Source organism: Oceaniglobus trochenteri, assembly GCF_020529025.1.
Taxonomy (GTDB): domain Bacteria; phylum Pseudomonadota; class Alphaproteobacteria; order Rhodobacterales; family Rhodobacteraceae; genus Oceaniglobus; species Oceaniglobus trochenteri.
This window is the reverse complement of record NZ_JACNMM010000030.1, coordinates 1-2,529: the sequence shown is the minus strand read 5'-3', so window position 1 is coordinate 2,529 and position 2,529 is coordinate 1. Positions and strand designations below refer to the sequence as shown.

The window sequence follows — 2,529 nt, the reverse complement described above, 5'->3', positions numbered from 1 at the left end:
GGTAGTGGGTCAGTTTGAAATATCTTTTTTCGCGCGGGGTTTGTAGGGGCCACGCTTCATGGGCGCAGCGTCCTCCGCCTTTTCCACCAGCGCTACGATATCATCAACAGTCCAAGGCGATGCGACAAGGTTGGCGGCCATTGCTGGCGTCACGCGCAGCGTCTTGTGGATACGGCAATAGTTGTAGTGCATGAAGTGCAGGGCGACCGCGTAGGCGTGATTCTCGGCTTTCTTGCTGAACGCGTTGGTCAGACGGGTGAACCGGCGCATCCCCATACGCATTGTCAGGTTTTGGCGCTCAACATGGGATGTGCCAACCTGATCCATGTCAGGCTTGCCGAAGATCGCCTCTTTCTTGGCGCCGGTGCATTCAGCGGGGGAATACTTGCGCTCGTGGCCTTTCTGGCCCGTCAGATCGCCGTATTGCTTGATCAGCATGGCATAGTCCACGTCGCCAGAGAAAGCGTCAGTGACCGCCTTGAGGTATCCGCCGTGACCGTCCGTGGTCAGTTGAATGCGGGTTGCAAGACGGCCAGCCAGATCGAACATGAACTCGCGCGCGGTGGCCTGCGAACGGTCGCCCACGGTGTAGGAGATCATCAACTTGCTATCGCGGTCCATGGCGGTCCACGTCCAGATATCGCCAGCATCAGCAGGTGCGGCCTTTGCGCCCTTCACGTTGCGCTCTTTGGCGTAGCAGAAGGCCCAGATTTCATCCGCCTGCACATGGTTGGCTTCGATATCGCGCACGTTCTCATCGTGGAACGCGGCGCAGGCTTTGCCCGCATCCTCTAGCAACTTCGTGACGGTGTTCTTGGACACGTCAGCGATGCGTGATGTGGCGCGGATGGAGTTGCCTTCCACCAGAAGGCGGATAATCAGGGTGCGGGTTTTGGCGTCTAGCTTGTTCATAAGCCAAACATAATTGTCAAACTGACCGGCAGTCAAGCATTATGCGCTATTATTCTTGCTACTTGCGCAAGTTATGCTACTACTTGCGCAAGTAAAACGGAGAATCACATGACTAACACCAGAAGCCTTTTTGATGAGGTTGAGCTCCCCGAGACGTGGGGGAAACAAGATTGGAACTTGGCTTATGCAAAAACTAAGCAGCTCTTTGAGCCAAAAAGCCCAGTTGACCAAGATCGGCTATTTGTTGGACGACTGGATCAGGTGGCAGACCTTCTTGATGTGATATATGAGAAAGGCGCTCATGCTATTGTTCATGGCGAACGTGGGGTGGGCAAGTCATCGCTGGCCAACATTCTCCGTGATCGCGTCCCCGAACAGGTTACTAACCTTAAGTTTATCAAAGAGAATTGTCGCCCCGAAGACAGCTTCTTTGATCTTTGGTCAAAGGTTCTTTTTGACTTTGAGTATGAAGGCACACCAGTATCTGATCTACTCAAGAGTGAGACTAGGCATTTCATAGTGCCGAAGGTTCTTGAAACCCTCGATAGGTCAAAACAGTACATCTTTATTTTTGACGAGTTTGACCGGATCAGCGATCAGGCAACGAAAAATGCGATGGCAGATACCATCAAACACTTCTCCGATTATCCAGCAAATATTACTGTTATTGTCGTAGGCGTAGGGTTCTCAGTTACGGAACTGTTCGGCGCCCACCCATCCATAGGGCGGTGCTGTCAACAAATTCAGATGCCGCGCATGTCAGACGCGGAGATTGATGAAATAATTACTGACAGAACGCCAGAAATAGGTGTTTCCATACCCGACGACAGGCGAATGGAAATCATTGATCTCTCCCAAGGGTTTCCCGGCTTTGCGCACCTTATCGCGCGGGAAACCCTGTTAAACGCGATTTCGCGCAAAAACCGTTCCTGCGACGAGTTGGATGTCAGCGCCGCTGTTCGGGAGGGTACAAAAAAAGCGCAAGAATCGCTTCAGCAGGCCTATAAGGACGCGACGTACAGTGCAAAGGATAACATATATCCCCAAGTTCTTCTCGCTTGCGCCTTGGCGCACCGCGATCAAATGGGCCTGTTTAGTGCATCTGACGTTAAGGGGCCATTGTGCGATATACTGGAAAGGCCAGTGGAGTTCGGGCACTTCGCAAGGCATCTCGCAGCCTTCTGTGACGATTCGCGTGGACCAGTCTTAAGAAAAACGGGAAAACCAAAGCGGTATCAGTACCAGTTTATAGAAGCTCCCATAAGGCCTTATATCGTTATGGTGGGGAAACGTGACGGATTAATTTGATTCAGATTTTCTCTTAGTCCATCGTGAGCCTGCCGCTTTGGCAGAGATTTCGCTACGCTTCCTGGGCGTGAGCTTATCCGCTCTGGCTTTCCCGCCGCGCAATCCACCTTCGCGCTGTCCTGACGTGTCAGGCTCATGCACGGGCTCCTCACCCGTCGCCATGTCCACGATGAACTTGGCAAGCTGGTTGGCGTCACGGGGTCTTTTGGGCTTGTTTGTCATGTACCCAAGATAGTGCCTCGCGCGGGTCGGTGCAAATGGTGCCTCGCGCGAGGGTTTACTTTCTGATTTCAAACTGACCCACTACCG

At 52.7% G+C, this 2,529-nt stretch carries 2 protein-coding genes; one reads left to right on the top strand and one right to left on the bottom strand.

The genetic code is table 11. The features are described 5' to 3' along the window. Nucleotides 1-9: 9 nt before the first annotated feature. Nucleotides 10-912 carry an IS1 family transposase gene (locus H7828_RS22655; protein WP_226783323.1) on the bottom strand — a complete coding sequence of 301 codons (903 nt, stop codon included), beginning with the start codon at nt 910-912 and terminating at the stop codon, nt 10-12. Nucleotides 913-1,020: 108 nt separating this feature from the next. Between H7828_RS22655 and H7828_RS22650 the strand changes: the two genes are divergently transcribed. Further along, complete coding sequence (locus H7828_RS22650) at nt 1,021-2,220, top strand: AAA family ATPase (RefSeq protein ID WP_226783322.1); 1,200 nt, start codon at nt 1,021-1,023, stop codon at nt 2,218-2,220. The last annotated feature ends 309 nt before the right edge of the window (nt 2,221-2,529 follow it).

What these genes read in the sequence shown, in the direction of transcription:
- H7828_RS22655 (WP_226783323.1), bottom strand. Translation starts at nt 912, where the DNA reads ATGAACAAGCTAGACGCCAAAACCCGCACCCTGATTATCCGCCTTCTG.
- H7828_RS22650 (WP_226783322.1), top strand. Translation starts at nt 1,021, where the DNA reads ATGACTAACACCAGAAGCCTTTTTGATGAGGTTGAGCTCCCCGAGACG.